Origin of the sequence: Mesobacillus persicus, assembly GCF_900109925.1 — a bacterium.
Lineage (GTDB): Bacteria > Bacillota > Bacilli > Bacillales > Cytobacillaceae > Mesobacillus_B > Mesobacillus_B persicus.
This window is the reverse complement of sequence record NZ_FOBW01000007.1, coordinates 188,397-213,628: the sequence shown is the minus strand read 5'-3', so window position 1 is coordinate 213,628 and position 25,232 is coordinate 188,397. Positions and strand designations below refer to the sequence as shown.

Annotated in this window: 21 protein-coding genes; 8 read left to right on the top strand and 13 right to left on the bottom strand. The window is 39.0% G+C overall.

Translation table 11 applies throughout. From position 1 onward, the window contains the following. Positions 1 to 18: 18 nt before the first annotated feature. A complete protein-coding gene (locus BMX30_RS11810; RefSeq protein WP_280139961.1) occupies positions 19 to 354 on the bottom strand; it encodes a metal-sensitive transcriptional regulator in 336 nt (111 codons plus the stop codon). A gap of 604 nt (positions 355 to 958) precedes the next feature. Here BMX30_RS11810 and BMX30_RS11805 point away from each other — a divergent pair. The 6 genes from BMX30_RS11805 (at position 959) to BMX30_RS11780 (ending at position 8,087) form a co-directional block, all read left to right on the top strand. Then, positions 959 to 2,188, top strand: a complete 1,230-nt coding sequence (locus BMX30_RS11805) for a DUF438 domain-containing protein (protein ID WP_090745518.1) — start codon at positions 959 to 961, stop codon at positions 2,186 to 2,188. A 71-nt stretch (positions 2,189 to 2,259) separates the two neighbouring features. Beyond that, on the top strand, positions 2,260 to 2,574 hold the full coding sequence (locus BMX30_RS11800; RefSeq protein ID WP_090745515.1) for a metal-sulfur cluster assembly factor: 315 nt from the start codon (positions 2,260 to 2,262) through the stop codon (positions 2,572 to 2,574). 190 nt (positions 2,575 to 2,764) lie between these two features. Next, the gene (locus BMX30_RS11795) at positions 2,765 to 4,504 is read left to right on the top strand and encodes a sensor histidine kinase (protein WP_090745512.1); all 1,740 of its coding nucleotides are present in this window, start codon (positions 2,765 to 2,767) and stop codon (positions 4,502 to 4,504) included. Then, on the top strand, positions 4,504 to 5,235 hold the full coding sequence (locus BMX30_RS11790; RefSeq protein WP_090745509.1) for a LytR/AlgR family response regulator transcription factor: 732 nt from the start codon (positions 4,504 to 4,506) through the stop codon (positions 5,233 to 5,235). The genes BMX30_RS11795 and BMX30_RS11790 overlap by 1 nt, the downstream gene beginning before the upstream one ends. A 188-nt stretch (positions 5,236 to 5,423) precedes the next feature. Next, positions 5,424 to 6,875, top strand: a complete 1,452-nt coding sequence (locus BMX30_RS11785) for a carbon starvation CstA family protein (protein ID WP_090745506.1) — start codon at positions 5,424 to 5,426, stop codon at positions 6,873 to 6,875. 300 nt (positions 6,876 to 7,175) lie between these two features. Next, positions 7,176 to 8,087, top strand: coding sequence for a ketopantoate reductase family protein (locus tag BMX30_RS11780; protein ID WP_090745503.1), 912 nt, complete (start codon positions 7,176 to 7,178; stop codon positions 8,085 to 8,087). Positions 8,088 to 8,140: 53 nt separating this feature from the next. Here BMX30_RS11780 and BMX30_RS11775 read toward each other — a convergent pair whose 3' ends face one another. The 4 genes from BMX30_RS11775 to BMX30_RS11760 all read right to left on the bottom strand — a co-directional run bounded on the left by BMX30_RS11775 (position 8,141) and on the right by BMX30_RS11760 (position 11,687). After that, positions 8,141 to 9,460, bottom strand: a complete 1,320-nt coding sequence (locus BMX30_RS11775; protein ID WP_090745500.1) for a DUF4179 domain-containing protein — start codon at positions 9,458 to 9,460, stop codon at positions 8,141 to 8,143. 2 nt (positions 9,461 to 9,462) lie between these two features. Beyond that, a complete protein-coding gene (locus BMX30_RS11770) occupies positions 9,463 to 9,978 on the bottom strand; it encodes a sigma-70 family RNA polymerase sigma factor (protein ID WP_244532580.1) in 516 nt (171 codons plus the stop codon). Between the two features lie 178 nt (positions 9,979 to 10,156). After that, positions 10,157 to 11,179 carry an alpha/beta fold hydrolase gene (locus tag BMX30_RS11765; protein WP_244532579.1) on the bottom strand — a complete coding sequence of 341 codons (1,023 nt, stop codon included), beginning with the start codon at positions 11,177 to 11,179 and terminating at the stop codon, positions 10,157 to 10,159. Next, positions 11,172 to 11,687 (bottom strand): hypothetical protein, encoded by a 516-nt coding sequence (locus BMX30_RS11760; protein ID WP_090745494.1) that lies wholly within the window; start codon positions 11,685 to 11,687, stop codon positions 11,172 to 11,174. Before BMX30_RS11760 ends, BMX30_RS11765 begins: the two co-directional genes overlap by 8 nt. 291 nt (positions 11,688 to 11,978) lie before the next feature. Between BMX30_RS11760 and BMX30_RS11755 the strand changes: the two genes are divergently transcribed. After that, positions 11,979 to 13,346 carry a cytochrome P450 gene (locus tag BMX30_RS11755; RefSeq protein WP_244532578.1) on the top strand — a complete coding sequence of 456 codons (1,368 nt, stop codon included), beginning with the start codon at positions 11,979 to 11,981 and terminating at the stop codon, positions 13,344 to 13,346. A gap of 258 nt (positions 13,347 to 13,604) precedes the next feature. On the opposite strand, the gene BMX30_RS24255 is transcribed toward BMX30_RS11755, so the two are convergent. The 4 genes from BMX30_RS24255 to BMX30_RS11735 form a co-directional block, all read right to left on the bottom strand. Beyond that, positions 13,605 to 13,739 carry a DUF2568 domain-containing protein gene (locus tag BMX30_RS24255; RefSeq protein WP_090745491.1) on the bottom strand — a complete coding sequence of 45 codons (135 nt, stop codon included), beginning with the start codon at positions 13,737 to 13,739 and terminating at the stop codon, positions 13,605 to 13,607. A 623-nt stretch (positions 13,740 to 14,362) separates the two neighbouring features. Beyond that, positions 14,363 to 15,826: a transposase gene (locus BMX30_RS11745; protein WP_244532577.1), complete on the bottom strand. Its 1,464-nt coding sequence runs from the start codon at positions 15,824 to 15,826 to the stop codon at positions 14,363 to 14,365. A gap of 358 nt (positions 15,827 to 16,184) precedes the next feature. Next, the gene (locus tag BMX30_RS11740) at positions 16,185 to 18,395 is read right to left on the bottom strand and encodes a sensor domain-containing protein (protein WP_090745485.1); all 2,211 of its coding nucleotides are present in this window, start codon (positions 18,393 to 18,395) and stop codon (positions 16,185 to 16,187) included. Between the two features lie 140 nt (positions 18,396 to 18,535). After that, positions 18,536 to 19,054, bottom strand: coding sequence for a GNAT family N-acetyltransferase (locus BMX30_RS11735; RefSeq protein ID WP_170843860.1), 519 nt, complete (start codon positions 19,052 to 19,054; stop codon positions 18,536 to 18,538). 152 nt (positions 19,055 to 19,206) lie between these two features. On the opposite strand from BMX30_RS11735, the gene BMX30_RS11730 reads away from it, so the two are divergent. Then, entirely contained in the window at positions 19,207 to 19,329 is a 123-nt protein-coding gene (locus BMX30_RS11730; protein ID WP_090745480.1) for a DUF4023 domain-containing protein, read from the top strand. A 69-nt stretch (positions 19,330 to 19,398) separates the two neighbouring features. On the opposite strand, the gene BMX30_RS11725 is transcribed toward BMX30_RS11730, so the two are convergent. The 4 genes from BMX30_RS11725 to BMX30_RS11710 all read right to left on the bottom strand — a co-directional run bounded on the left by BMX30_RS11725 (position 19,399) and on the right by BMX30_RS11710 (position 25,067). Then, a complete protein-coding gene (locus BMX30_RS11725) occupies positions 19,399 to 20,577 on the bottom strand; it encodes a glycoside hydrolase domain-containing protein (protein WP_244532576.1) in 1,179 nt (392 codons plus the stop codon). A gap of 172 nt (positions 20,578 to 20,749) precedes the next feature. Next, positions 20,750 to 23,179: a S8 family serine peptidase gene (locus BMX30_RS11720; protein ID WP_090745477.1), complete on the bottom strand. Its 2,430-nt coding sequence runs from the start codon at positions 23,177 to 23,179 to the stop codon at positions 20,750 to 20,752. 282 nt (positions 23,180 to 23,461) lie between these two features. Beyond that, positions 23,462 to 24,007, bottom strand: coding sequence for a GDYXXLXY domain-containing protein (locus BMX30_RS11715; protein WP_090745474.1), 546 nt, complete (start codon positions 24,005 to 24,007; stop codon positions 23,462 to 23,464). Continuing rightward, entirely contained in the window at positions 24,000 to 25,067 is a 1,068-nt protein-coding gene (locus BMX30_RS11710) for a DUF2157 domain-containing protein (RefSeq protein WP_090745472.1), read from the bottom strand. Before BMX30_RS11710 ends, BMX30_RS11715 begins: the two co-directional genes overlap by 8 nt. Between the last annotated feature and the right edge of the window lie 165 nt (positions 25,068 to 25,232).

The window sequence follows — 25,232 nt, the reverse complement described above, 5'->3', positions numbered from 1 at the left end:
TTCTTTTGGGGTTTTAGTTTATTTTTTCATTAGTTTTTGTATCGTGACAAGAAGTTCATCGACCACTTCCTGATCACCCTCTTGAATCCTCTCAACAATACATGTTTTCATATGTCCCTCTAATAAAAGTTTTGCCACACTGTTTAGCGCCGCTTGAGTTGCGGAAATCTGAGTAATTACGTCATCACAGTACGTATCTTTCTCAATAAGCCCTTTTATGCCCCTAATTTGCCCTTCAATTCGGTTCAGTCTTGTTACCAGGTTTTTCTTCATTTTATCAGAGTGATGACTTTTTCTGTCAGAAGAACAACAAGGTTCATCAGCTTCATTTATGTCAACATCAGAATCGAGGATATCCAAAGCAAAAACCTCCTTTCCTCCATTTTACTATACCCCCATGGCGTACTCAACATGACATATTCGACATCATTTTAAGAGGGACTGATAGTTATGAATTGATTATCTGTAGGTATCGATACATTCTTGCGAGTTATGCATCGATTCCCGAAAGTTATTGATTGATTCTCCGACTTTATTGAACTTTCCGTGTCCAAATTGTGACATAAAGGGCTTTTAGATAATGGTGAATATCCCGTCCCCCGCCAGCCATAAAGGATATCAGCAGATTAATAAAAAAGTGACAACTTTTCTATGTGTGACCTGTATCACAAACCCATTATTTTTGATGTGTTACATTGTTAATGAGAAAAGTTATCACTCATTTTTACTATATACATCATGACAATAGAATTGATTTGAATAAATGGCTCATTTCTGAAAGATTGTTGCTAACGAACCAGGAAAGGTTGATTTCTTCTCCAGGATGCTCGCTTTCCGCGGGAGTCTCGCACCTTACGCTCCAATCAACCGGGTTTCTACAAAGTTATCATTAACAAAAACAACAGTCTCTTAAAAATTGCCTAATAAAAAAACGTTTTCCAAAAAAAGGAGAATTGATATGAGCGAAATCATTAACAATCGTGAAAAAGTCATAGAAAACAAAACAGAGCGTCAAGAAATGTTGAAAAAAATCATTAAAGATTTACACAACGGGAAAAGTGTCGATGAAGTAAAAGCACAATTCGAAGATGCCGTAGGGAATATTACGGTGGCTGAAATCTCTCAATTGGAGCAGGCTTTAATGGAAGAAGAAGGGATTCCAGTTTCTGAAGTACAACGACTTTGCTCTGTTCATACCGCGATTTTTAAAGGTTCAATTGAGGATATTCATCGTTCGGAAACACCTGAAGATCAACCTGGACACCCAATTCATACTTTTAAGCTTGAAAATAAAGAAATTGACTTGCTCGTAAACTTCAAAATGCAGTTGCATCTGGAACGATTTGAAAAAGAAGATAGCGAGGAAAATATCAACAAATTAGTGGAAGATTTGAATCTACTATATGATGTCGACAAACATTATACACGGAAAGAAAACTTACTCTTCCCTTATCTTGAAAAATACGGAATTATGGGACCTACTCAAGTAATGTGGGGCGTTGACGATGGAATTCGCGCTGCGATTAAAGGAGCGAAAGAAAAGTTAACAAACTATAACGGAGATAAAAAGGCAATCAGTTCAGCCGTTTACTTCGTCATCAAGGAAACGAGTGAGATGGTCTATAAGGAAGAAAACATCCTCTTCCCAATGGCTTTACAAACCCTAACAGAAGACGAATGGGTCAAAATTGCCCATGATGGTGAGGATATTGGCTACTGCTTAACGAGCCCCGCTGGAGTCTGGAAGCCGGAGCGTAAGGAAGTTAAAGGGGCAGCTATGTCTGATGGTTTTATCAAAATGGAAACAGGACTTCTATCTTTAAAACAGTTAGAGCTCATGTTAAACCATTTACCAGTTGATATTACATTCATTGATCAAGATGATGTCGTGCGCTATTTTTCACATGGTAAGGAACGGATCTTTCATAGAACAAAGGCTGTCATCGGTCGTACGGTTCAAAATTGCCATCCACCGAAAAGTGTACATGTTGTAGAAGATTTGTTGCGAGAATTTAAGGCAGGCATTAAGGATGTAGAGGATTTTTATATAAAATTCCGTGACAAGTACGTTTATATCCGCTATTTCGCTGTACGAGATGAAGATGGAGAATATATTGGTACGCTTGAGTTTACCCAAAACATCGATCCAATTCAGGCTATTGAGGGAGAAAAACGAATTCTCTCCTAAACCAAACAAAGTCTGCTCTCTTTGAACATGTTGATGTATTGAACATAACTATTTTAAATGAGGTGAATAGGATGAGTAAGGAATTAACGGATAGAATATATGAAGTTTTAGAGGAAGTAATGGATCCTGAGTTAGGGATTGATATTGTGAACCTCGGTCTCATCTATGATGTTCTACTAGATGAAGAAAACAATGTCCAAGTTAATATGACAATGACTTCTATGGGCTGCCCAATGGCACCACAGATTATGTCAGATGCGCATATGAAACTGTCTGCTAATATTAAAGAATTAAGAGAGATTAAAATAAACATTGTCTGGAGCCCTGCTTGGACAAAGGACAGAATGTCCCGCTACGCTAGGATTGCTTTAGGAATCCCAAGTTAAAAAAGGAACTATTAAACAACCAGTCTAATCAAGAGTATCAGTATCGTTTGTACAACCTAAACGATACTGGTACTCTTTTTTACAATTGGAAGCTTTTAAATCAGAAAAAGATGGCATACAATGAGCTAAATAAGCCTTCGGGTAATTTGGCTCATAATAAGAATATCTCCCATAAAAAAGGAGCATGACTATGTTCGAACTGCTGACAACGATGGTAGAAAGGCTAGGAATCATCGTAACCATCGCCTTTATCCTCACAAGATTTCAATTCTTTAGGGATATGATTTATAATGAGAAACTCCAACGACATCAACAGTATACGGCAATTATTTTTTTCGGTTTTTTCGGTATAATCGGAACCTATACTGGCCTTAGCTTAAGTACAGAGAGCTTGAGCTTTAACCGCTGGGCATCAGATTTAGCTGCAGATGAAGCAATTGCCAATTCTCGAGTCATTGGTGTAGTGATTGCAGGCCTGTTAGGAGGATATAAGGTTGGGATTGGTGCCGGGTTAATTGCCGGAATTCACCGGTTTACTTTAGGAGGCTTTACAGCTCTTGCCTGTGGACTCGCCGCCATTATTGCCGGGGCCTTGGCTGGGTTCTTTCATAAAAAAAACAGACATGTGAAACTAAATTCGGCTCTATTGATTGGGGCACTGGCTGAAACGATTCAAATGCTCATCATTTTGCTCCTGTCTCGCCCCTTTGAACAGGCGTGGACTTTGGTTGAGATTATCGGGCTCCCAATGATTGTGGCAAACGGTCTTGGTTGTGCACTGTTTCTCCTCGTGATTCGCAATGTCGTCCAAGAGGAAGAAAAAGTCGTTGCTGTACAAGCGCAGAAAATTCTCCGTTTAGCAGACCAGACACTTGCTCACCTGCGAAATGGGATAAATTCTGATTCAGCCCAAGCCGTTTGTTCCATTTTACATAAGGAAATCAAAACTAGCGCCGTTGCCATGACAAACTTGACTGAGATATTATCGCATGTTGGTCTAGGAGATGATCACCATCGTGCAGAAAGTCAAATTCAAACCCAAATCACCATAGATGCAATTCGAAAAGGAGAAATTGTCGTTGCCAATCAGGAATCAATCCATTGCCGCGTCAAGGGCTGTCCACTTGGTGCAGCGGTAATCGCTCCACTTAAACTTCGTGGAGAAACAATTGGTACGCTAAAATTTTACTTCCGCTCTGAAAAGGAAATCACCAATGTAGTCATGGAACTAATCTCGGGTCTAAGTACAATGATTAGTAACCAGCTCGAAATCGCTGAGGCAGACAAGGCCTACCAGCTGGCAAAGGAAGCCGAAATTATGGCATTGCAAGCACAAATTAGCCCACATTTTCTATTTAATACATTAAATACCATTGTCTCACTTGTTCGTATTGATCCTAACAAGGCACGAAAACTGCTCATATCTCTTTCTCATTATTTGCGCCAGAATCTCAGTGTAACAACTCACAGCATGACGACGCTCGAACAGGAAATAAAACATACTAAAGCCTATTTATCAATCGAAGAAGCAAGATTTGTAGATAAATTAGAAGTGGTTTACGATATAGATGATCACGCACTTCTACAGAATATCCCTCCTTTGACATTACAACCGCTAGTTGAAAATTCAATTAAGCATGGATTCAAGGACAAGGAAAATAACTGTACTGTAAAAATTACGATCAAAGAAAGCAACCATTTCATTCATGTAAAAGTGGAGGACAACGGTCAAGGTATGAGCAATGAAAGAGCTGAGCAAATTGGAAAGGCTCTCCTCCATTCCGAAAATGGAACTGGCCTAGCCCTCTACAATGTTAACCGTAGGCTGACGATGACTTATGGTGATGCAGCCGCACTTAAAATACAAAGCAAAGCGGATAAAGGGACCGAAATCACCTTTTCTATCCCATTTGTAAAGGGGATCACTTAATGGATACGCAGATAAAAACGTTGATTGTCGATGACGAACGTTATAGCCGTGATGAGTTAAAGCATTTGCTTCAAGCTTTTCCTTCTATTCAGATAATCGGGGAAGCTGAGTCTGGAGAAGCGGCTATTATGAAGACCCTCCAATTACAACCTGACATTGTGTTTTTAGATGTTGAAATGCCAAAGATGAATGGAATGGCCGCAGCAAAGGCCTTAATGGAGCTAAAAAAAGCACCATTGGTTGTCTTTGCCACAGCGTATCCTCAGTTTGCAGCTGAAGCGTTTCGATACGATGCCATCGATTATATACTTAAACCCTATGATGAAGAATTATTAAAGGAAACAATTGAAAGAATTGAAAAGAAGTTCATTACGCCACACGGACACGATCTTGGAAAGCAAGCCGCGAAGTTGGCCCTTGAGGCAGAAGGAGATATCCTGTATTTAGAACCAAAAGAGATTCTTTACATGTTTAGGGAAGAAAAAGTAACGAAAATAATATCAAAAACTGGTGAATTTGAAATTAAAACCCCACTTAAAGATTTAGAAAGCAGACTTAGTTCTTATAACTTTTTTCGCATTCATAAAAGTTATTTAGTAAACCTAGAACATGTTACTCGCCTAACCCCTTGGTTTAACGGCGCCTATCAACTTGAACTTGTTGGCAGAGAAGAGTTACTCTCCGTCAGTCGAAACTATGTAAAGGCATTACGAACAAGGTTGGAAATTTAATGAAAATACTCTTTTAATATAGAAAATTCATATTGCAACCTCTCTCTTCTTTGCATCTTAATACTGAAATAAAACATGATAATCGTCATTTATGACCTTTTAAGCCAAATCCAGCCCTCTCAATCTTTCTTTCTCTTATAATGGTGAATGTAAACGTATTCATTGCATTATAGAAACGGGGGAATAATATGTATACATTTTTAGCGGGAATTGCCCTTTTAATTATTGGTTATTTTACCTATGGTAAATTCGTCGAGAAAGTGTTCGGTGTAAAGGAAGAGAGAGCAACGCCTGCATATGTAAATAGCGATGGTGTTGACTACATCCCAATGAGCACACCTAAGAACTCACTGATTCAGCTATTAAACATTGCTGGTACTGGGCCTATCTTTGGTCCAATTATGGGAGCGCTTTACGGACCAGTTGCCTTTATCTGGATTGTTATTGGCTGTATTTTTGCTGGTGCTGTTCACGATTATTTAACAGGAATGATTTCTATTCGTAATCGTGGTGCTCATTTACCTGAACTTGCTAGTAAGTTTTTAGGCAAAGTAATGAAGCATGTGGTTAACGCTTTTGCTGTTCTTCTTCTTTTATTAGTTGGTACAGTATTCGTTTCTACACCTGCAAGTCTTTTACATGTATTAATGGACGGGAAAATTGCTCTAGGTATTATTATTGCAGCTATTTTTGTTTATTATATTTTGGCAACACTTTTACCAGTTGATAAGATTATCGGTCGTCTATACCCTTACTTTGGAGCACTACTTGTAATTAGTGCACTTGGAGTTGGGATTGGATTAGTTGTTACAGGAGCACCAATTCCTGAACTTTCACTAACTAATTTCCACCCAAGTAATGCACCAATTTTCCCACTGATTTTCTTTACAATCACTTGTGGTGCACTTTCAGGATTCCATGCAACGCAAACACCAATTATTTCTCGTACTACTCAAAAAGAAAAGCAAGGACGTAAGATTTTCTACGGTATGATGATTGTTGAAGGGATTATCGCAATGATCTGGGCTGCTGCAGCGATGAGCTTATTTAATGGCCCTACTGGTCTTAACGAAGTATTAGCAGCTGGTGGACCTGGAGCAGTTGTAAGTGAAGTTTCGGTAGCAATGCTTGGAGCAATTGGTGGAACACTTGCCATCCTTGGTGTCGTTATCCTTCCGATCACTTCTGGTGATACAGCTTTCCGAAGTGCTCGTATGATTATCGCTGAATACCTAAACATTGCACAAAAGAAAATTGGAAGTCGCTTATGGATTGCTATTCCATTATTTGTAATTTCAGTAGTATTAACTCAAATTGACTTCAACCTTTTATGGAGATACTTTAGCTGGGCGAACCAAGCTACAGCTGTGATTGCTTTATTTGTTGGTGCTATGTACTTATACATCGCCAAGAAAAATTACTTTATCCCGTTAATTCCTGGGTCATTTATGTTAGTTATGGTTATCACTTATATCTTAAATGCACAAATCGGTTTTGGTTTACCAATGGGCACAGCCTGGATTGGCGGCATCATTGGTGCAGCAATATTGGTTGCTCTCTTCTTTGTAGCAGCTAAGAAAAATCGCGCTAATAATCTACCACTTGAAGAGGACATCTCTAACTGGAACAAAGTAGCTTAACATGAGTTGCTGCAATCCAGAGTTTCGTAAGGTCGTGGAGGAAGAGGAAAAAAAGCTGAACGAAAAGGGGAAGGATTCGATTCCCCTTTTTGTTAAGATAATCAGTGTTCTGATTGTTGTCGGAAGCCTTGGGGTAGTATTTTCCCTATAATAATTGAGTGCACGCGAACATTCCGCGTGCACTTTTCTTTCACTAAGGAAAAGTAGAGTAAAGCAATTTGACTATTAAAATGTTAAATTAAAAAAAAAGAGATTCCTTTTACGGTTGGAATGAATTTTCTACATAAGGAGGCTATATTCATGAGAATCTTAGTTGTTGGTGCAGGTGGAATTGGCGGATATTTTGGTGGCCGTTTAGTTGAAAAAGGGGAAGATGTTACTTTTCTCGTCCGTGAAACTCGAAAGCAACAGCTTGATCAGAACGGTCTTGTTGTTGAAAGTGTTCATGGAAATATGAAGCTCCAACCGAAAACAATGTTGAGTGGAGAAACGGCGGAGCCTTTTGACGTAATCTTGCTATCTACTAAGTCTTATCACCTACAAGGTGCAATCGATAGTATCAAGGACTATGTAACGGAGAATACAGTAATCTTACCCCTTCTAAATGGGATTGCCCATGTGGAGGAACTCAGAGCAGCGTTTGGTGAAAACCATGTGATTGGCGGGCTGTGCTTTATTGAAACCACACTTGACGAACAGGGGAAAGTGATTCAAACTAGCCCGATTCATGATCTTGTCTTCGGTGAATATTCTCAAGAGAAAACCGAACGAATTATGAAACTCCAAGCTGCTTTCGAAGGAACCAAAGCGAACTTCCGCCTTTCGGACAATATTGAACAAGATATGTGGCATAAATATCAGTTTATCACAACTCTAAGTGGAGTAACTTCGCTATTCAGGTCTCCAATCGGTCCAATTCGTGATCAGGAATATGGGGTTGAGACCATTCAGACTTTACTCCAAGAAGTCGGTAGCGTGATGCGACGTGTTGATGCACCGCTTGCTGATGGAATTGAGGATAATCAATTCCAGAAAATCATGCAGATGGGCTATAATATGAAATCATCTCTACAGCGCGATATGGAAAAAGGTTTAAAGACTGAAGCAGAACACTTTTTTGGTTACCTGTTACAGATTGCAAAGGAAAAACAGCTTAGCACCCCTGTTATTGCCACCGTATATGCTAATTTAGAAGTCTACGAAGCACAATAAAGAGAAAAGAAGTGTTTAGCTCTAGCTAAACACTTCTTTTATGCATCCTATTCCTACTTAACTTTAACCCTTGCGTCCCCTTCAAGCCATGAAGGGTAAAAACTTAGTTCAAGTGAAATGGGTCCGTGTACATTTTCCAAGTTGGGAATAATAACGCCGACCTCTTCTATCCCGTCTTGATTTGGACCACTTACAAAGGAGGAGGATTCTAATTCATTCCCACCTTCATCACTTATACGATTAAATAGGAAATAATTAAATTCCTCTTTTGCGTGAAAATCAAAAACCAAATCACTTCCTCTAACTTTAAAGTTTCTTAAGTGATCTCCTTTTGGTTGCTTCAAGATCTCTTCCGTCTTCGGGTCAACAACTACATAAGCCTCATCCTTATCAACTGCCTGGATTTTATTAAAAACAAGATACAACTCTTCAGGCTCCTTAAAATAGTTACTCTGTAAGTAGATGATTTTCTCATGATCAGAAATATGGCTCGCCGTTGTTCCATTAGCAATTTTTGTCCAGCTCTCTGCGTTTTCATCCACCAACCTTAGATCTTGGAAATCTAATAGCTTCTTCGTATTTTGTTCATCCATTCTAATTTGCACGGCTACTCTTAACGGATGTACCACAGCTTCGAGTATCTCGATTGTCTGACCTTCAATTTCGACCGCCTTGTTAATGTTATATACTTTCTTCTTTGCAAGCTCTTCTTCAATCGAGAAAGGCAGGCTGAAATTCCATTCATCCCCTTCGCCATTTACTTGTACACTTAACTCAAAATCCCTTGCTTCATAAGGGCTTTGAAAGAAGTACTCAACTGTTCCATTAAAGGATGTTTCCCCCTTCTCAGAATAGTGCGGACCTCCTGATGAAATTGTTCCCCAATCTAGTTTCGTACCGTCTTGACTTGTTAACTGAGGTCGATCCACGAATAACTCTCTCTGTTTTTCATCAGACTCTAGTGTGTAAAATAAAACCATGCCCTGCTCATCCGCAATAGCTCCATCAATAGTGATTTTTAGACCATTATCCTCGTCCGAAACCCCAATCTCTTGGTAATACTCATTTTCTACCGCTAACATCCTCCCCTTATCATCCCGAATTAGTTCTACTAATTTCTCCATCCCTGGAACAATCGTGATGTAATGGGCAAATGTTGGAGAAACCCGAATCGTTGTGAAAAAACCTAAAATCAAGACTGCTGCGGCAACAAGGGAAATCATTCGACGTTTTCTAGACTTTTGAAGTCTCTTCTCACTCTTTGCTCGTTGTAAACCTAAGTGAATCTGTTCATCTAGTAATTCAGTAGGGATTGGAATATCATTCAATTTCTTCTTATAATCAGCCAGCTTTTCCTCTTCACGGTTAAACACTTTTAGTTTCCTCCCTTCTCTTCAAGCTTGCCTTTAAGCGCCTTTAACGCTTTATTCAGCCAGGTTTTCACTGTACCCTCAGGGCACTGCATTGAGGCGGCAATTTCCTTGATTTTTAAGTCATGAAAATATTTGAGGGTCAGAATTTCTCTTGAACGCTCATCTAGGTCCTCCATCGCATCCTTTATCTCTAACCCAGAATGATCTTCGGAGATCCCTTGCACCTGAAGAATCTCCTCACCCAATACCTCTCGTTTTTTCTTTTTAAGTTGGTCATTGCAATAATTAATCATAATTCGAATCAGCCAAGTTTTTACATAGGCTGAATTCCGAACTTGGTGGATACTTTTATATGCGCGATAGGTAACTTCCTGAATGGCTTCTAACGCCTCATCACTATTTTTCAAGTAAGCAATGGCTGTTTTATATAAATCTACCTTGTGCGATTGCATAATTTCCACAAAGGCCTGGTCCTCACCACCTATTGCACGCTTCACAAGTTGCCCGTCTGCATTCAAGTCTCTTCCCCCTTAAAATTCTAACTATCACGAGGAAAAGATAGTATTCCTCATTGTATATCATTCTTTCTATATATTAGACTTCCGAACAAAGAAATGGTTTTAGTTAATTTCAATCTTTTAAAAATTTTAAGCCACCTAATTTTAATTAGGTGGCTAGGTTTTTATATTAACTTATTTATGACCTTTTCTGTAGCCATTCAGTTAGAAAGTCCGGTAAGCCCCCTTTAATTGCAAGGCTGACATGTCCCCCTCTTTCTCGTCTATATGTCTTATCTCCAGAGGAAACCTTCGACATCAACGGCTTGGTCATTTCTTCCGGGATGAGCTCGTCAGCTTCCGTTGAAACAACAAGTAGGTTCGCTTTGATTTTTTTCAGATTAACCCTTTTACCTCGCAATTCCAGCTTATTTTTAATCAGCTTATTTTTGATAAGCAGCTCATTGATTAACTCTTTGAAAACTGCCCCAGCAAACGGAACATGTCCTTTCACCCATATGTCAAACCTTTTCCATTTTCTAATATACTTCTTATCATTCAATCTTCCTAATAACGCTAAATAGGGGGTTACATTTACCGGGGCTGTTATAAGACGCAACCAGAATTCCATCACTTGGGCCGGTACAACCCCGTATTCGTCAATTAATTCCTCCATCTTTATTTCTCCATGCTTAATAGCTTTAGCCCATTTGTCCATGTAAGGGATTTCGCTTATGTCCACTGGAGTTGCAAACAAGATTAAGTTTTTAATTGGTTCTTTCGCCACAGCCGCATAAATGAGGGCTAATGTGCCGCCGAGGCAGTAACCTATTACGGTAATATCCTCTACCCCCGAATGTCTAAGTGCCCTACGTACTCCCGTTTCAATATAGTCAAAAATATAATCTCCCAGAGTTAAGTGTTTGTCCTCATAGCCCGGAATACCGAAATCCAACAAGTAGACATCATAGCCTGCTTCTGTAAACCCTTCTATCATGCTAGAACCTGGTCCAAGGTCTAAGATAAATGCTTGATTGACCAGTGAATAAACGAGGAAAAGTGGAGTTTTATATTTTTTATCTGGAGCCGGATAATACCAGAGAGTAGCCTTGTTTTTTTTCCAAATCGCTTTTCTTGGGGTTGGTCCAACTAGTGGGTCTGAATGACTCGACAAAGAACCGAACAGCCTTAAGCCCTTTGGTTTACGTGGGTCATTAAGCACCGGTGTTGCTCCTTTGAGCAAGGGCATTTTTTACGGCATCTTTTATTACTTTCATTCCCATTTCAGATAGAAGATTCATTATTTTAGTTTTAAACGGTTGGGAGGATTCCTCTTCTGATGCTTCCAACTCCTGTTCTTCGTTCTCGCCATTTTCTGATTGTTGGCTTTCTGTATCTTTATTACGATCTGGGCTGAGGCTTTCTTGAGACAATGCTGATGGATTTTCATCAAGTAGCTGCATAAGCAAGTCTTCGATTCGATCTAACTTCTCTTCTAACTGCATAACCAATCTTGAAGTCGCTGCAACATCATCCTTCGTGGGAAGATTCAATTGTTGTGCAATAATCTCATTGAATTTACGAAGCCTTCTTAGCGTATTTAGATGCTTCTGTAACCCTTCATTCGCATTGTTTATTAAATCATGATCGTTCAGCCTTTCCTGTATAAGAAAATTTAGTTCTTTTTCATACTTGGCAACATGCTTTGTTAGTTCCTTTAATTTGCTCATATGTTCTCCTTCCTTTCATTCTATTAAAGCCTAGGGCACAAACATTTCTACATAAAACAAGCTCTTTATATCTTATACATCCATACAATAAGGGTGCTAAAAATGGTTGATATGACTAACATTTAAAAGAGGCAAAGGTTTTACTGATGGATATTTCCTTCCCAGTCGATAAATTAAGGCTAGGGCTGTTCCATCAATTTAAACACCAATCCACTTCTTTTTGCTTATCATAATACGGAGTAGACCTGGCTTGATAATTGGCCATATGGACAGGAAAGGAGGACATGTTATTTGGACGATTCATTTAATAATAAACAAATACCTTTAGCTCAGAACGGCAGTTTTTTTACAGGACATTTAAACGATTTTCAAAAAAATCCGCTTCATTTCATGCAAAATCTTACGAGTGAATATGGATCTATTGTCCGTTTTCGCTTAGGTCCGCTTCATAAAGTGATTCTACTTTCGGATCCTGAACTAATAAAAGAAGTACTTGTGACCAAACAAAAAAGCTTTATTAAATCGAAAGATGTTCAGTCCTTAAAAGCACTAGTTGGTGAAGGTCTGTTAACGAGTGAAAAGGAAGTGCATATGCAGCAGAGAAGACTGATACAGCCTGCCTTCAAGAAAACTCATATAAACCTTTACGCTCAAGATATGATTGATATAACGGAGAAATATATAGGTAAATGGAACGATGGGATGGAAACCGAAGTCACTGAGGATATGTTAGATATTACCTTAGGGATTATCAGCAAAACGATGTTTAGTATGGATTTCAAAGAGGGCCATGAACGTTTAGGAGATTCTGTTGAGAATGGGATGAAGCTTGCCATCAAGCGAATGAGGTCTATTATCCCGCTTCCTCTATGGATTCCATCCAAAACCAATCGTGAATTTAAACAAGTTACCCAAGCACTTGATGAAGTACTATTTAGTATTATTGGCAATAGAAGACAGGAAGATAGCCCGAAGGAAGATCTGCTTGGAATCTTAATGGCCGCTAGGGAAGAGAATCATGGGACAGGCATGACCGACCAGCAGCTTCGCGATGAGCTAATGACCATTTTCCTTGCTGGACACGAGACAACAGCAAATGCTTTATCATGGACGCTTTACCTATTATCGCAGCATCCAGAGGTAGAGGAAAAACTTCATAAAGAAATTGACTCTATTATTGGTACTGAAACTCTCAACCCAGAACACTTCCAAATGCTAACTTATACACAAAACGTAATCTGGGAATCTCTTCGTTTATATCCCCCTGCTTATGTCATTGGACGGCAAGTGGACGAGGATGTTGAAATCGGTGGGTTCCTATTTAAAAAGGGAGAAACCGTGTTCATGAGCCAATATGTAATCCACCGACAAGCTGACCACTTTGAGGAACCGGATACCTTTAAGCCCGAAAGATTCGAAAATAATTTTATGAAAACATTACCCACTTATGCCTACTTCCCCTTTGGAGGTGGTCCAAGGGTTTGCATCGGGAATCACTTCGCCTTTATGGAAATGGTTCTTGTTCTCGCCTGTATTGCTCGCCGATATCGCCTCCTGCTAAGCCCCAATCATAAGATCATTAAACCCCAACCACTTATTACCCTAAGGCCAAAGCCCGGTTTGAAAATGAGGTTGGAAAAGAGAAATAGTGAAACATAGGATTGAGGTAAAAAATATCCGAGCGAACCACAAACTTCCAAACCTATTACTAACTATTTAAGCCCACATCATCGGGTTGTGGGCTTTTCTCTTTCATTTATTTTTCTTCACATTAAACAGTCTATAAAATATGGTTTTTTATTGATTCCAAATAAACATCAAACTTCGACTGATTATTATAGAATAATATAGATAAAAGCGATTTGCTGCTTTCCAGCAAAGTATAGAGCAAGAGCAGGTAGGCCAAAAGTTAGGGTCTCAACGGACAAAATGTAAGGGTGTAGAAAGATTAATAATTGCCTTTGGAGAACCAAATATTCCCCAGAAAACCGCTAGCAAAGTAGGTGCCCCCAGACCCAATACCCACTTTAACAAGCCTCCCTCTCCAAACATGAATCCCCATTACGCTACAGAGCCTAAAGCGAAGATTTCCAAACTAAAGCGCAAAGCCAGATTGATACTTTGAAAAATCACCTTCTCCTCACCTCCAAGGCACTTCTTACTTCTATTAATTTAAGCTATTCGACTTAAACTAAATCAAAACCTATCTGTTATCAAAATGTTTATACCGGAGTAAAAGCCTTTTAGCATTGATTTCATCGGGCCCAGCTACTCCCTTTTTATATTGTGGTTGACATATATAGTGTCCCTAACCGTCATACCAAAGGCCCTAACCTCTGGTTACGAACAATTAAGGGGTAGGAATTCCCGGTCACCTCATTCTTGCTCTCAAATATTCTTATGGGTAGGAATGTTTCAATAGAATGTTCAACCAACTGTCTAAGCCGTTGATTTGCTGAAACATTTGTTCATTCACCTCGCTGATACTCCCACACCTGAAGGAGTGGGGTTCTAGTTTACTTAAACACTTCTACGATGCTCTCACTAAAAGAGTATGAACTCTTCGAGTTACAACACATCGGAACTCATATATGTTCAACTAGACTTTTACGAACAAAGAAACCATTGTTTCTATTGACGTTCGTCTCGGCTCGTACCTAAACCGGTATTAACCCTTAAACACCCATACTAACGGGGTTTTTTTCTTTCAATTTCAATCGTTCTATCTCCAAATTGTGTACGGACCTAAATTGCTCGAAATTCTGATTACACATATCTCTATCTATTTCATTTAAGTTATCCTTACAGTTCATTAACAAAAATGCAGAATATAAATCTCTTTGTATTTTGCAAAAACCAAAATCATTCCATCTATCATTAAGGCGTTTCTTTTCATATGAATTAGTTAAATGATTGTACTGACTTGCTTTTACAAGAGCCGTGTTTACCTTGTTTAAACTTTTATCTATGTATTTAAGTTTACGTTCTAAAATCTCTAAAAGCATCGAAGGTGCTCGATTGGCAATTGTTCTCCCGAACCTTTTCTTTTTCTTGAATTTACCTTTATCATTGACCGCTGTTTCTTTTACTTTTCTTTGGAGTCCTTTAAAACTCATTGTTTCGACAAAAATAATATCACCTAATGAGAGAATGGTGTTGGAAAGTATTTCGTGATCCTGTTTTCTTTTCACTCTATTTAATCTCTGCAGCTCTTTTAGTTGAGCCTTATTTTTCATGTATCGTTTAGAATATATCCATTTGTCTTTATTGCTCTTGTTAATGGTACCGTCTTCTTTATATTTCAATGGGTTAGTTGCTCTTTTGCTTCTATCTAAACTTCTTTGTATATTTCTTATGTTTTTATCCAATTGGGCAACGTTTGGTGCTAATTCAGTCAAGATAACATTAGTTTCAGAACAAACTGCTACAGTAGAAGTACCTATGTCGATGCCTACTCTTTTTCGTGCAGAGCCCCCATCTTTAATTCCTTCGGAATTGTATTTTTTCGGAGGCGTACCTTCGAGCACCAACTGTGCGTAGTATACAAATTTATTCATTATCCATTCTCTTTTAATCCTAACAAATTTAATTTTATCTTTAAGAGCTATATAAGAATAAACGTCATTCTTTTTAACAATTGTTCGAAGAACAAGACCATTCCACAAAACATTGCCGTTCTTGTATCTAATACCTGTTGAATTAGATTTTCCCTCAACAGAATACATTTCACCGTACTTTTTAAAATGTACTTTCTTACCTCGTTTAAACATTAGTGTTTCGAATGCCTTGAAAGCTCTTGTGGCAACCTTTTGACTAGTGAAAGCATCTATATTCTTCTTTAATTGATGTTGCATAGGCTTTACAAATTCATGTAGTGAATACTCGACTAAACCAAACTCCTTGTTCAGTATTGAAAAAAGTTTATTTCGCTCTTTGCCTTTTTCCATTTTACAAACAATTTTATACCGCTTAGATTGTTTTAAAGCTGCATATCTTTTGTACAATTCACCTAAACAGGCATTGTAGATGCTTCTAGCCAATTCGAATCTTTTGGATAATTTGTGTTCCTGATATATTTCAGTTTTTAACCTCAATGTTAAAACATAACTTGGAGTTTTAGACTTAGCCAACGTACTCACCTCCTGTTGACTATATTTTATCAGTTAGGAACGCACGTTCGCAACAAAAAATTTGAACAATTGATATGTCTGAAGACATACCTTGTTCGACCTCACTTTCATCCCACCCCTGAAGAAGTGGGCTTTCGTGTTCGGGAAATTCTGTAAGATACTTAACCTTTCCCTCAGCAACATTTGATTCTGGATTTCCTAATTTCCCTAACTACTAACAACAATTCTTACGAAAACAGCCATCTCAAAACAAAAGTCACCAACCCGTTCAGATTTTTCATGTTTGAATTTTTACAAGAAGTGAAGGAAAAGAGGTAAACATAAGATAAAAAACTCCTCATGTAAATACGGCATGAGAAGTTTTATGCTAATTAAAAAGCTTTTCAACCTGCACAGCAGGTAGTGGTTTGCTAAAATAATAGCCTTGTCCATGTAGACATTCGTGTTTCATTAGAAAATCAGCCTGAGCTTGCGTTTCGATTCCCTCGGCAATTACCCTGAATCCTAAATTATGTCCCATATCAATAATAGTCTTGACCATGGCACCTTGATTTGGATGATGGTCAATATCATCTACAAATGATTTGTCAATTTTAATTCGATCTATCGGTAGCTGCTTCAAACGGCATAAGGATGAATAACCTGTCCCAAAATCATCAATGGCAACGGAAACGCCTAACTCGTTTAACTGTTTTAACAGAGAAGTGGAACTTTCTTGAGTTAACATCATACTTTCCGTAATTTCTAGTTCCAAATAACAGGGGTCTAGATTTGTTTGGCAGAGAATATCTTTCACCATCTCAACAAAATTTTCATTTTGAAGTTGACGGACTGAAACATTGACTGAGATGACCATAGGATTGTACCCGCTATTTTGCCAACGTTTATTTTGTAGACATGCTTCTTTTAATACCCAATAACCGAGGGGAACAATAAGTCCTGTTTCCTCAGCAAGAGAAATAAATTCTGCCGGTGATACCAGACCCTTATCAGGGTGTTGCCAACGTACGAGAGCTTCAACTCCTACAATCATCCCTGTTTCCATCTCAAATTGTGGTTGAAAATGAAGCTCAAACTGGTGATTCTCCAAAGCTTTTCTCAAACCATTCTCTATTTCCAATTTCCATAAAGACAGTTCCTGAAGTTTGTTTGTATAGAATTGGTAGTTGTTCTTCCCTCGGTCTTTTGCCAAATACATGGCTGTGTCAGCATGTTTTAATAACGTTTCCTCATCCTCTCCATCGACAGGTGCAAGACTAATTCCAATGCTGGTCGTAACATAAAAATCTTGTCCTGCTACATCCATTCCTTGTGAAAATTGGTCAAGAATCCGCTGAGCAACTTCCTCTGTCTTTTCACGGTTGGTATTTTCCAGCAAAACTATAAATTCGTCGCCACCATTTCGTGCGACCATACCATCAAGATTAACAGCTTCTTCCAACTTTGTTGCAACAACCTTTAGTAATTGATCTCCAATAAAATGGCCTTTCGTGTCATTAATAATTTTAAAGCGATCTAAGTCCAGGAACAATATAGCAATGAATTGATCCCCTATTTCACTTAACGCTGCACTCAACTGTCGTCTAAACAAATATCTATTTGGAAGATCTGTGAGTACATCATAGTAAGCCATCCGCCTAATGGTCTCTTCTGCCTGTTTTCGTTGGGAGATATTCCTTCCAACAATTTGTTCAGCCATTCTTCCTTCATAGAGAATCGGAACCGCGGTCATTTCTAAATCTATTTTTTGACCGTCAAAATCATTTATCATAAATTCAAAGGACATCTTCTCTTCAGTATTTTCATCTAAAGAAAGTTGACGTAACTTTAATTGAGTTAGAATATTGGAAGGAATCAACTTAGATATCGGCTGCCCGATAAGATCCTGTTGGTTGTCCGCCTTAAAGAGCTTACATCCTGCTTCATTGATATAGTCTAACTTTCCCCTACTATAAACTGCCACAAGGTCAGAAGACATCTCAACAAGACTATGATACAGCCCTTCACTCTCTTTACGATCAGTAATATCAAATAAAACGCTATTAAAATCAACTAGTTCTCCCAATTGATTTAGGCTGGGTATGCCTCTATCTTGAATCCAACGCACTTCACCATCTGCACGGATAATTCGGTACTCACTCGTCACTGGTTCTCCTTGTGCTAATTTCTTTTCTCGTTCAGCTAAAACCTGTGCATCATCGGGGAGAATCACCTTTTTCCAGAGCTCATGATCCTGGTAAAAATAATCAGAGGAATAGCCATATAACTTTTCAATTCCAGTTGTTATCAACAGGGCATCCGTTTTAAGATCGTGAGACCAAATCGCCACATCGAGAGTATCAAAGATGTTTTTTAACCTCTTACGATTCCCCTGTAGTTCTGCTTCATATTTATTGATGCCAGAAATTAATCGCCAAAAGATAAAAAGGACAACAATGTTTAATACCAACTTAAACAAAATTGGGGTCTTTCCGGGCATCGAGGATAGATAAAAGATATATAAATCAAGAAGGCCTGAAAGCACCAAGATTCCGATTGCATATATAACATAACGGTTACCCCATTTTACACTACTCATCTAATCTGTCCCCCTAGAGCTTAAACCCTATCTCTATTTTATTATAGCGCTTTCTAAAGGCGTAGAAATTCTATAATCATGTTAACATAAAAAGAGACCTAACCTCTTTTCATTAAGAAAAGTGGGCAGGCCCCATTTGCTTAAAACAGTTTCTCATAACAGTAATATTTCTCATGTCCTTCTGGTTTTCCTGTTAATTCTACCTCTCCAGTTCTTTTATACCCTCTTTTTTCATAAAAGCGGACAGCAGACATATTGCCAGCATATGTATCCAGCCGAAGAGCAGGGTAACCTTGTTCGATTGTGAAGTCTTCCGCGAACTGGAGCATTTGTCCTCCATATCCTAAGCCTTGAGTTGAAGGGTGTACACAGAATGAATGCAGAATTAGTGGATTCCCTTTTACTACTGTCCAATCCGCACTCTCCCACTCAGGGGTTTGCCATTCATCAAGTACCATTGCCCCTTGGATCTCTCCATTTCTTTTAAGTACGAATAAATTTTCACCAGCGAACTTTTTCTCAAAGTATTCCTGACTTGGATATTGATCATCCCATTGCAGAATACCACGACTTTCCAGATAAGCTTTGCAATCCTCAAACATTTCGGTAATCACAGGAACTTCGTCATAATTGGCTTTTACAATTTCTGCAGCTTCCATTCTTAAAACTCCTTTATTGGGACAATCGTATCGATGATAAGGTCCAGGTCTGTTCATTTATTTTTTCCATTTTCTTTGCTTCCATTCCCGTGCAGTATGTTTTCCACCGAAATGGTTAAAGTAAAAACAGAATCATATCAAGGAGGGTCATTATGGATAGCACAAATGAATTTTTAAATAAGCTTCATGATAAACAACAAAAAGATGAGCAAAATCGTAAGCGCCAAGGGAAGAATAACCCAAGTGAAAAGCTTCCGACAAACCGTAATAAATAAACAAGAAGAGGGAAACGATTGGGCTTAAACCACAAAACGTTTCCCTCTACTATTAGATTTCCCGAAGAATCACCATAGCACATCTAATAGCTCACTATTGAAAAGATTCGTATCTATGTTACATGCTTGCGCATCTAAACCATATTGCCATCCACCAATCTGTGCGTTTTCAGGTGCTTGTGGCTGATACTCAGGAGCGTTATCTTCTGTTGTAATACCATTATTAGGCGCGGCCGTCCATACATAAGCATTCTCGAGCAGTTGACCATTGTCTGCTCCCGCTTGTTCATAAGCGGCATATAAGTCTCGCTCTGGATCGAATACACCATAAAAACCTGGAGTATATTGGGACTCATTCATTGTCTCGAACCAACCTCTGATAAACTCTGAGTCTACAGGATAATTAGGTTCAATATCTGCAAAGATAGCGACACCCTCTGGAACACCTAAGTCTTGTGCCATTTGAATCGCTTCTTCTGCTTCACTCTGACCATTATCAAAGCCAGTGGCATTCTCAAAGTGATTCCATATAACTAGGATTCTAATATCGTTAGATTGTAAAAGCTCTATTTCATCCGAGGTTAACCCTCGTGATACACCTTCTTTATCACCTAAATAGCGACCCCAAATATCAGGGGATCCAAAGTTATCTTCTACACACGCAATCATATCTTCTGTCGTTAGACTAGCTGAATCGACTCCCCAGATGATTTCCTCTTGGTTGGTATTCTCATCCTCATTGTTATTGCCGTTATTATTCCCATCATTATTATCTCCGTTGGAGTCATCTCCGCTGTTTCCATTTTCACCACTATTACTGTCTCCATTATTGTTGTTACTATTGTCACCATCATTGCTAGAATTAGAGTCTTTTTGTCCCTCAACATTATTCGAGATGTTATTGGTTACATTGACATCTACATTGACTTCAACATTGTTAGTTATACTGTTATCGATTTGATTTTCGCTACTATTTTGAAGGTTATTGTTAATTGAGTTATTGATATCTGCTTCTTCTCCATCTACATTATTCTCTACATTATTTGTTATATCGCTATCTCCGGACGTTCCACCTTGATTTGTTTTATCATTCGAAGTTGTCTTTTGCTCTGTCTCACTGGTTTCTCCTGTAGTAGGCTCAGAAGAATTGTTGTTCCCAATCAGAAAGAACGCACAAATTGAGATCATAACAGCAAGAAACCCTGTAATAACTAAAGGTAAAATCCTATTGCTTCCCAAAAATGTCACACCTCCCTTGTCGTTTTAGTGCATCGTATGCGACAAGGTGTAGTCGGGTGAGCCCGTTCGCTCTCCAAGAAATTATTACCAACCAATTTGCCTAGGAAAGCAAAAAAAACCGTTTGGATACGAAAATCCAAACGATTTTTAGTCAATTCTGATGGAACTACCTATTTTCTATTTAACGTACGAGAAAATTTACCCCGGTAGTATCAGTTTGATTTTTATAGGTTGCTTGTACATATAAGTTGTAATAATTACCCGCCTGAAGCTTCTGGCCATTTACAACTCCATCCCATTCAAATGTTGAATATCCTGCCGGCACTTCCTCATAAGAAGCGAAGGTTCCTAAATATTCTCCAACTGCTCCCTTTGAATCGGATGTATAGACAAAGAAATTCACCTGCTCAGCTCCACCCGGGAATAGACCTTGAATTTGGAAGTTTTCGCCTTGCTGTGAAACAGCTAAGTATTCTGCACGTGGATAATCCGGTTCTTGTACAAATAAAATTGTCGGTACATCTATTGCTGCTTCGCCATCATTAATTGTGATTGAACCCTCATAATATCCTGGTGCTAGCTGACCAGCATCCACTTTTACATTTAAGTTCACGTTCTGAGATTTACCTGGGTTTACTTTCAAGTTATTACTTGTCGATACTTTAATCGCATCAGAGTATTCACCCATGTTTACTTCAAAGCTATAATTCTTCTTTTCTGCAGACAGATTTTTAATAGTAAATTGCTGCTTCTCTACCTGCTTGCCTTTTGTTTTAAGGAATGTTCCAAATGAATGGCTTCCTGGAGCAGCTAATGTTTCTGTATTGATAGCATCAACTACCCGAATGCTTCCTGCACCTTGAGAATTATGTGGATATGGTTTTCCTGTGCTAGGATTAATCACATCTGCAGCTGTATTCATCAAGGCCGCCTTTACATCATCAACACCCCATTCAGGATTTGCATCAAGAATAAGAGCAGCTGCACCGGCTACGTGCGGAGCCGCCATACTAGTCCCTTGCATAGCAGCATAACCATACGGATTTGCTGGGTCATGCGTTGGAACCGTACTCGTAATGTTAACCCCAGGAGCGGAAACATCTGGCTTAATCATCCAAGTGCCTGTTACCGGACCGCGGGACGAGAAGTCAGCCATTGATTCTCCTACTTCTGAATCAAATTCGATATTAAATAATACTTTGTTGTTGCCCGCTTCAAGTTCAGCTAATAGTTTTTGTCCATCTTCTTGAGTCGTTTTAATTGTTGGAACAGCCATTCCAGGGACATCTGCATGCTCACCAGCTAGGTTATTGTAGATAATCGCTCCAACTGCTCCTGCGTTTTTAGCATTTGTGGCTTTATCAACAAAGGCAAAGCCACCACGGCTAATTAACGCTATTTTACCAATGAGGTCTTTTCCTTCAAAATCTTCTGGTGCACCAAAACCAACGTCAACAAATTCATATTCTTTCCCACTAAGAGCTAGCAACTCTTCATCACTCGGAAAGCCCATAACTTTTGCAGAAGGGTAGGATACACCCTCTGATGTAGAAAGAGTAGAATCATAAAGATTAAATGGGAGTTGTGTCGCTCCTACAGAAATTGCGTCACGCGATGTTCCTGGTGAACCAACTGTCCAATTATTAGGTCCACTGTTACCGTTGGAAGTAATGGCGACAACCCCTTCAGACATGGCCCAGTCTAATGCGATACTCGTTGCATAGTCAGGATCATTTAAGGAATTTCCTAATGAAAGATTCATAACGTCTGCGCCATCTTCAACCGCTTTCTCAATTCCAGCGATCACGTTCTGGGTTGTCCCACTACCACCTGGTCCAAGCACACGATAGGCAAGCAATTCTGCGTCCGGGGCTACTCCTTTAATTTTTCCATTCGCAGCAACAGTACCAGACACGTGGGTACCATGCTGTGTGGACTCCCCTCTTGGGTCACCAGCTGGTGTTTCCTGTGGATCCTTATCATTATCAACAAAGTCATAGCCTTTATTTTCTCCAAAGGCATGTGCTAGGTCTGGGTGAGTATAGTCAGCTCCAGTATCAATAACCGCAACTGTCACACCTTCACCTGTGAAGCCTGTTTCCCACGCTTCATCAGAACCGATAAACGGCGCACTATCAAACATTTCTGGACTAAAGACTTCCTCAGAGACTGCCTCAACTTCGCCAACACTTGTTACTGTGTAGGTAACATCAGGGTATACAGCCTTAACTCCAGGCATAGCAAGTAATGCTGGAATTCCTTCTTCAGGAAGTTCCACAGAGAACCCGGAAAAGACGTGATCGTATTCACGATTTATTTTTGCATTTTTAACCGCTTTAGCAACTTGTGATTTTACTTGATTACGAGCTTTTGATAGATTTGCCTTTGATTGCTTCTGCCCCTTCTGTTTTGCTTCTACAATAGATGGTTCTGTTAGCTCAACGATTACGGTTTTTTTAGCTGAAGAGGAGAAATCAAAATCTCCTACAAGTTCCGCAAGTTTTGGCGTTTGCATTGCATTTACTGGTGCTGCAGCCCCAACTCCAGCGCCTGAAAGTGCTAGTGCAACTGCTGCACTCGCGAGAATAGTTTTAAACGACTTTTTACCCATGTCCTCGACTCCTTTGAATGAAAGTTTTAGCCCGGAAAACACAAAATAGTATTTATAATCAGACTTTTTATAATGTTAATAATATTACTATTTCGTTATAGTTTACTATGGTACATGGACCTATCTTTTTTATTTATTTTTCCGGAGCTTTAGTACTACCTTCTTTCAAAAAGATTATATCTATATAGGTCTTTGGGCTTAAAACTAGAAAAATCAGGTTACGCCTATTAAAAAAGACTGAACAACGAGTTTTACACCCTTTGTTCAGTCCCTATTTTTTAGCTACCTAACAATGGAAACATCAGTCAAAAAAGCATAACCGTTTTTCACCTTTACTTTTGCAAGAATATTGCCGTGCCTAGATGCCTCCTCCAAATCTAGACCTGTATTGTCTTCGACGAAATATTTATCAAGGCTATAACTTATATATGCGACTTCCGCACCTTCCACTCCACCATTCCAAGAAGGTCCAATATAGCTTAATTCCCCTTTTAGGTATAAGCCAGAGTCTGGCCGATTCAAGCTAACGCTACTTGGAGCATGAGTACCATTTTTATAGTCTAAACTCACATATACCTCTAGATCATACCGGCCAATATCCAGCTCTGTTCGCACTTCCTTTTCTAAAAGAGAGCTTGGAACTTCTTCCGCTTCATAGCGTAGGACAACATAATCACCTCGAAATAGATCAGTCGGATCGACAGGAATAGTACGCAGGATAATTTCATCACCTGTGATAAGCGTATATATCGGGGTTATTGTCATGCCCAATAAAATACCAATCGGTACTAAACAAGCCAAAATGAACTGCTTCGAACGTTTAGACAAGCCGATTTCCCCCTTTCTTCCTTTGCCTTTCAAAATAAATACCAAATGTAAGCAAAAGAAGTCCACCTATGATAAAGACGAGAGATTTTGGCAGGAAGTCGAAGGTGTAATCTAAATAGAATCGGAAAATCATTAAACAAAGAATAACTATACTGAGAAGGCTCCCTTTATTAATTTGATATAAGAGATAAATTAAATACAGAATGGAAAATACAAGGAAGATCCACCCAACTGGCCAACTTTCTTCAAAGGAGAGGAGAAGAGCGGCTCCTCCATGGATAAAGTAACCTAAGATTACGTGAATCTCACGAACCTTTCCACTCATTTGGACAAGCCCAAGTCCAATAACAAAATAGATAAGTCCATAAATATATTCATTATTAGCAATACCATCTAGGGAGAACTTGAGGATTGAAGCGATAAAGGCAAGTGAGAGCAAACTATTCGCAACTCCAGTAGCCTGCGAAAACCCAATCTTGTCGTTTAAAAAATACAGGATGGCAATCCAAAACAGAATCCAGTAAGGAACCATTTGCCCGCTTATGATTGATTCATCTGTCATATATATAAGTATTAAAATTGAAGATCCTAGTAATATCCACTTATCTCGTAGAACCCAGGCTAACGGCAGAATTCCTAATGACCACCATAAAAATGCATCTTGAAAATCGCCTCCAAAATGAAACATCTGACCGACAAGGAATATCCCCGCCCCGAATACAATAACTCCAAGGTAGTAGAGACTTTTTGCTGTTTTAGGGAAACTTTTTTCCATTCGGAGACCAGTAAAGTTACATGCGATAAACAAGCCAATAATAAGTAGAAATTTAGTTAACTTCCCAATTTCAGACCAGTTACTTGCAACAAAACTAAGAACGCCGATTCCAATCAAAACCGAACCAACATATAAAAGGGTTTTAGTGAAAGAAACTCGTTCCTCCTCATATAAGCCTTCGATTTCTTTTGTCTTACCCGGATCTAAAACACCCGTTTCTTCCAAAAACTTCATTTCCCTTTTCAGAAGTTGCCATTCGCTTAATTTTATTCTTCGCTTTGACATGCTTTCACTCTCCCCCCATCCATACCAACTAGGCTTTTCCTATCTTAGTCTACCATCACCTACCCTTTGATTGGTTGCTGCGTGTACCTGTTACTATATGAACTTTCATTCCTGCCGAAAATATTTTTACAATTGTAGGGCTAAAACACTTTAAAATCACTCGAT